The 5,675-nt window shown below is 47.6% G+C and carries 8 protein-coding genes; 3 read left to right on the plus strand and 5 right to left on the minus strand.

Annotation, left to right across the window (positions count from 1 at the left end; translation table 11 throughout):
- The 3 genes from B3W37_RS14320 to B3W37_RS14330 form a co-directional block, all read right to left on the minus strand.
- On the minus strand, positions 1–712 hold a 712-nt coding region (locus B3W37_RS14320; RefSeq protein ID WP_483176202.1), incomplete at its 3' end, for an ATP-binding cassette domain-containing protein.
- 7 nt (positions 713–719) lie between these two features.
- Positions 720–1,277 carry a biotin transporter BioY gene (locus B3W37_RS14325; protein ID WP_483176203.1) on the minus strand — a complete coding sequence of 186 codons (558 nt, stop codon included), beginning with the start codon at positions 1,275–1,277 and terminating at the stop codon, positions 720–722.
- A 168-nt stretch (positions 1,278–1,445) separates the two neighbouring features.
- A complete protein-coding gene (locus B3W37_RS14330) occupies positions 1,446–2,438 on the minus strand; it encodes a biotin--[acetyl-CoA-carboxylase] ligase (RefSeq protein WP_483176204.1) in 993 nt (330 codons plus the stop codon).
- A 193-nt stretch (positions 2,439–2,631) separates the two neighbouring features.
- Here B3W37_RS14330 and B3W37_RS14335 point away from each other — a divergent pair, with 193 nt between their 5' ends.
- The 3 genes from B3W37_RS14335 to lepB are packed head-to-tail and all read left to right on the plus strand — an operon-like array spanning position 2,632 to position 4,046.
- Positions 2,632–3,162, plus strand: a complete 531-nt coding sequence (locus B3W37_RS14335) for an RNA polymerase sigma factor (RefSeq protein WP_483176205.1) — start codon at positions 2,632–2,634, stop codon at positions 3,160–3,162.
- Positions 3,152–3,523 (plus strand): hypothetical protein, encoded by a 372-nt coding sequence (locus B3W37_RS14340; RefSeq protein ID WP_483176206.1) that lies wholly within the window; start codon positions 3,152–3,154, stop codon positions 3,521–3,523. The genes B3W37_RS14335 and B3W37_RS14340 overlap by 11 nt, the downstream gene beginning before the upstream one ends.
- The gene (gene lepB, locus B3W37_RS14345; RefSeq protein WP_483176207.1) at positions 3,516–4,046 is read left to right on the plus strand and encodes a signal peptidase I; all 531 of its coding nucleotides are present in this window, start codon (positions 3,516–3,518) and stop codon (positions 4,044–4,046) included. The genes B3W37_RS14340 and lepB overlap by 8 nt, the downstream gene beginning before the upstream one ends.
- Before the next feature lie 15 nt (positions 4,047–4,061).
- On the opposite strand, the gene aroF is transcribed toward lepB, so the two are convergent.
- A complete protein-coding gene (aroF, locus tag B3W37_RS14350) occupies positions 4,062–5,114 on the minus strand; it encodes a 3-deoxy-7-phosphoheptulonate synthase (RefSeq protein WP_483176208.1) in 1,053 nt (350 codons plus the stop codon).
- Positions 5,115–5,128: 14 nt separating this feature from the next.
- The coding region (locus B3W37_RS14355; protein WP_483176209.1) for a phosphoribosylanthranilate isomerase at positions 5,129–5,675 on the minus strand (547 nt) is incomplete at its 5' end.

Here is a 5,675-nt window from a genome sequence, read left to right on the forward strand (position 1 = left end):
TCGGGGCCAAACCCAGCGCCTTCAGCCACTCCACCCGGGTCAGTATAGCGGCCGGGCTGCCGTCAGCCGCCAATTTTCCCTGATCCAGCACCAGCACCCGGTCAGCCCGGGATGCCTCATCCATGTCGTGGGTAATATGTACGATCCCAATTCCCTGTTGCCTTAAATTCTGCAATAAGCTCAGTACCTTTTGTCTGGCCGCCGGATCCAAAGAGGAAGTAGGTTCATCAAGAATAATAAATTTAGGGTCCATAGCCAATAAACCGGCCAGGGCCAACAGTTGTTTCTGGCCCCCGGAAAGAGTGTAGGGGGGCTGAGTTTCAAGCCCGGTCAGTCCCACCATAGCCAGAGCCTCTTTTACCCGCCGGCCTACCTCGGCAGAAGGCAAACCCAGATTCCCGGGGCCAAAGGCTACGTCCTCTTCCACGCTCATGCCTACTATTTGATTATCAGGATTCTGAAATATCATACCTACCCGGCGTCTGATCTCCACCAGATTACGTGCCTCCCGGGTATTTAGATCATCTATCCAGACCCCGCCTGCAGAAGGAAGCAGCAATGCGTTAAAATGCCGGATAAGAGTTGTCTTGCCGCACCCATTGGGTCCGATCAGGGCGGTATATTCCCCCTCTTTTATAATCAAATCCGGAATCTGCAGAACCGGCGGCAGGTGTTTTTCATAGGCGAACATCAAATCCTGAATCCTGATCATGTCTAAATTACACAGCCTTTTTAGTTATATTATTATTTTTTAAAAATCTAATAGAGATCAAAACGGCAGCCGCCATTTTTATCAAATCACCAGGTAGAAAAGGCACTACCCCGGCCAGTAATGCTTGGCTTATGGAGATATGAGCCAGTAAAGATAACTGCAAAGTACCCAAGGTGTAAATCACCAAATCACCAATTAGCAGTGATAATACTATCCAGGCCGGGCCTGCTTCACGCCTGCTTTCTACCATCTTACCAATAACATAAGCTGCAACAATGAATCCGATCAGATATCCGCCGGTGGGGCCCAAAAGAGTTCCCAGCCCGGATTTGCCCCCGGCAAAAACCGGCAGCCCGATTAAACCCAGTATGACATAGATGATCTGACTGAGTGCCCCGGTATATCCGCCCAAAAGGACACCGGCCAGCCCGGTAAAAAGTGTCTGCAAGGTAATCGGCACCGGCTGCAGCGGGATGACAATAAACGCGCCTATGGCAGTTAAAGCGCCAAACAGAGACGCATACACCATATTCCTGACCTTAGAGCGCTCTCGGCTTAGTTCCATATTCTTTAATACCTCCCGAAATTAGATAATAGTACGAACATGAACCTATCCATAATCCGGAAGGTAGAAATTTTCCGGATCATGTGATCGGAATGCTCTAAGGTCAATTATAAATTTCCGGGATGCATTGTCAACCTTATTTATTTTTGTGGTTAACAATAGGTGAGTTTATCGATCTGAAAGATGAGGCAGAATAGTAATCTCGCCTGACATAATGGTATGAATTCCTTCCTGATTACGGACTAAAAGGCAGCCATTATCATCTATATCTATCGCCTGTCCCATTAAATAGCCGTTTACGGTGTCCAGGCGCACTTCCTGCCCCAGTACTATTGAGCGGTCTTTGATTTTAGCCAGAATCTGACTGAATTTATTATCTTTAAATAAGAAATAATAGTACTCCAGATATTTCAGCATACCTTGAAATACCTGGACTCGTGAAATACTGGTGCCGCATTCCGCCCCGGCCGAGGTAGCCCGGGCCTGAAATTCGTCCGGAAAATCCTGAATTGGCGTATTTATATTTAATCCAATGCCGAGGACAATGTATTCAACACTATCCATATCGGTCACTGCTTCCGCCAATATGCCCGCCACTTTTTTGTTGTTTATCAGGACATCGTTCGGCCATTTTATCGATGCCCGAAGGTCTAGCTGGGCTTCAATATTTTCCGCCACGGCCAGACCGGCGACCAAAGAAACCTTTGAAATATCCCGTAAAGGAACCAGCGGGCGTAAAATTACCGAAAAGTATATGCCCGCTTGCGCCGGTGAGTACCAGTTCCTGCCCCGCCGTCCTCTTCCGTTGGTTTGGGTCTCAGCCACAACCACTGTTCCTTCGGGATACCCCTGGGCAGCCAGTTCGCGGGCCCGGATGTTGGTTGAATCAACTTCGGGATAGTAGAGATAATTGGTCTGCCCCAGTACCTGGGTTTCTAATCCCGGCCCAACTTCCAAAGGTAATAAAAGATCCGGGCTGGCACTTAACAAATACCCTTTTTTGGGAGAAGAATCTATTATATACCCTTCCGCCTGCAGCGTTTTGATCTGCTTCCAAATGGCGGTCCGGGATACTGCGAGAGCATCACTTAAGGATTCTCCCGATACCCATTCGCCTTTTTTCTCTTTCAGTGCCTGCAGGACCTTATCATAAAGCTGCATTCATTCCACCTCTTATAATTGTTAACTATTGAACCTATTATAACTAAAACTTGGCCCAATTACATATTCCGGGGCCAGGCAATTATGTATACAGTGAATGCGGCATTCAAAAATGAAAAATTTTTTAATTAATGAACCTTTTGCGTTTTAATATTGTCATATTATATAGGTAGGACATTGAATCAATTTGGTGGTGAAGAAACCTTTGGGTGAAGATGAATTCCTGCGGCTGTTGCAAACTGAAGAAGGCAAGCTCTACCGCATCGCTTTGGCGGTGCTGGGCAATGAAGACGATGCCTGGGATTCTCTGCAGCAGACAGCGGAGAAAACCTGGATTAACAGAAGTACTTTAAAAGGAGGCCGGTCTGCTTTTCCTGCCTGGATCAAGAAAATTTTGATCAACCAGAGTCTCAATATACTGAAAACCCGCAACCGCCAGATTCCCACCGACCCACGGGAAATGACAGGAATCCTTGATTTGCCGCCTAAGAATGGCAAACCGGGAGATATTGATATTATCTGGGATCTGGTTTTGGAACTGGGGCCGGAACACCGAACCGTAATAGCACTCAGATACCTGGGAGATCTGTCCATAAAAGAAATCGCCGGCAAACTGGGTATCTCGCCTGGCACGGTAAAGTCACGTTTATACACGGCCCACACCCGATTAAGGCAAAAGCTGCAGGATAATAATTGGCAGGGAGTGAACAAAAATGGAACCTGAGTCACGTGATATGGATACCTGGATGAAAAAGACTCTAACTAACTGGGCTGAGCAAGGCACCTTATCATCCGAAAAATCTGCTCAACTGCGGATGAGTATAGCCCAATTAGCCGGTCAGGAGAAAAAGAACCATTTCAAACGCAAGGTCTGCGGTTTGGTGGCAGGCTTAATAACCTTCCTATGGCTGCTGTTGGCCAACTGCCCGGTAGCTGCTGCTGCTTACCGGGGCGGCACTGCAGGTTCAACCCATTCGTTGGAATTTAAAGCAGTAATTCTGATTTTGGTTTTATTTGGTTTTATCCTAAAGTATCAATATGATTTTCAGCTACGAAATAAAAATTTCGAGGTGAATTATGACTAACAATATGCGCGAGTATCTTAAAGAATTAATAGTTACATTAGTAATTGCATTTGTTCTGTCCATGGTTTTGCGAACCTGGATTATTGAAGGCCGGAGTGTACCTACGGGGTCAATGCTGCCCACTATTCAGCTCAAAGATCGTTTGCTGGTAAATAAACTGGTTTATCATTTCAAAGATCCGCAAAGGGGCGACATCATGGTTTTCCGGCCGCCTGATCAAATTGGGGCTACAGACGATTTTGTCAAAAGGCTCATAGCTGTCCCGGGAGATAAAGTCGAAATCAAAAAAGGTCAATTGTATATAAATGATAAGGTTCAACCGGAGTCTTATCTGACCGCAGCCATGAATTATGAATTCGGTCCGGTGGTTGTTCCAGCCAATAGCTATTTTGTCATGGGCGATAATCGCAACAACAGTTTTGACAGTCATCTGTGGGGAGCCTGGCTGACCCGTGACCATCTGATTGGAAAAGCCTTTTGCATCTATTGGCCGTTCGATCATGTGCAAGCTCTCAAACGTTGAAATAGGCTGGACTTCTTACCGCCTCCGCCAGTCGCGCCCCGGCTTTACGCCCGGGTTGCGGTGCTTTCCTTCAAATGCGGCCCGACGTTTTAAGTCCTCCATTAATTGGCCAAATTGCTCCAGATAAAGGGACTGGGCGCCATCAGAAAGAGCCCGGGCCGGGTCGTTATGGGTTTCGATCATTAATCCATCTGCTCCTACCGCTAACGCAGCCCTCGCCAGCGGCGCCACCAGTCCTCTGATACCAGCAGCATGGCTGGGATCGACCATAACCGGGAGGTGGGATTTCTGTTTGAGCAGCGGAATCGCCGATAAGTCCAAAGTGTTTCGGGTAGCCGTTTCAAAAGTACGGATGCCTCTTTCACAAAGAATAACCTGACTATTCCCCTCAGATAATATATACTCAGCACTCAGCAGTAATTCTTCCATCGTATTGGCCAGCCCTCTTTTGAGCAAGACCGGCTTGTTGAATCTTCCCACTGCTTTAAGCAGATCGAAATTCTGCATATTCCGGGCGCCGATCTGAATAACATCGACTTCTTCGAATAAAGGCAGCTGGGTCTGATTCATAATCTCAGTGACAATCGGCAAACCGGTCTCTTTTTTGGCTTTAAGCAACAAACGCAGCCCCTCCTCCTGCAATCCCATGAAGGCATATGGGGAAGTACGCGGTTTAAAGGCACCGCCCCTTAACATGGTGGCCCCGCTGGCTTGCACGAACCGGGCAATCTCGATAATCTGTGCTTCACTTTCTACCGAGCAGGGCCCCGCTACAACTTGAAACCAGCCCTGGCCGACGGTCACCCCGCCTGCGTTTACCATAGTATCTTCCGGATGTACGGTCCGGCTTACGGCTTTATATGGTTCGGTCACGCGTTTGCCGTATTCTACGATATCATTGTTTTGAACCACCGCATCCAAATCTATTACTGCCGTGTTGCCCAGCAGACAGACCACGGTATGTTCCGTGCCGGTACTTAGAAAAGTCTTGAAACCGCGCGCTTCTATACTCTGTTGGAATTGTTCGATTTCCCCTTGCGCTACCTCCGGTTTTAATACAAATATCATCTTCCGCTCCCTCCTTATCTTTTATCTAAACTTCTGACCGTGCAGATAATCTCTCTGATCTTGTCGTCATCCTTCAGGCTATCAGTTTCCACGCCGCTGCTTATATCGACACCATAAGGTTTGCATTTCCTGATGGCCTGAACTATATTGCTGTTTTTCAATCCACCGGCCAGAAAATAACGCTTCTGCAAGTTAGGTATCAGTTCATAATCAAATGTCTTTCCACTGCCGCCATATTGCCCTTTTTGATAGGTATCCAGCAAAAGCAAATCAACGGATAACTTCCCGGCCTGCAGCACCTGCTCCGTGTTCTGCACCCGCACCGCCTTGATGAGGGGACAATTTATCTGGTCCTTAAGCTTCCTTATATAGGTTTCACTTTCATCCCCATGCAACTGTACCGCATCTATGACACCGGCGCGGCATAGCTTTACAGTTAATGACACCGGCTCATTTACAAAAACCCCTACCGCCTTAATACGGGGATCGAGCTCAGCTTTCAGCCTACCGGCCTGTTCCGGTGTTACCTGCCGGCGGCTGGGGCTGAACACAAAACCGGTA

This window comes from Syntrophomonas sp. UBA5494 (assembly GCF_002426325.1).

Excerpts from the sequence above, each read along its gene's own strand:
- B3W37_RS14330 (WP_483176204.1), bottom strand. The coding sequence starts at position 2,438 with ATGCAGCTTTATGATAAGGTCCTGCAGGCACTGAAAGAGAAAAAAGGC.
- B3W37_RS14325 (WP_483176203.1), bottom strand. The coding sequence starts at position 1,277 with ATGGAACTAAGCCGAGAGCGCTCTAAGGTCAGGAATATGGTGTATGCG.
- lepB (WP_483176207.1), top strand. The coding sequence starts at position 3,516 with ATGACTAACAATATGCGCGAGTATCTTAAAGAATTAATAGTTACATTA.
- B3W37_RS14340 (WP_483176206.1), top strand. The coding sequence starts at position 3,152 with ATGGAACCTGAGTCACGTGATATGGATACCTGGATGAAAAAGACTCTA.
- aroF (WP_483176208.1), bottom strand. The coding sequence starts at position 5,114 with ATGATATTTGTATTAAAACCGGAGGTAGCGCAAGGGGAAATCGAACAA.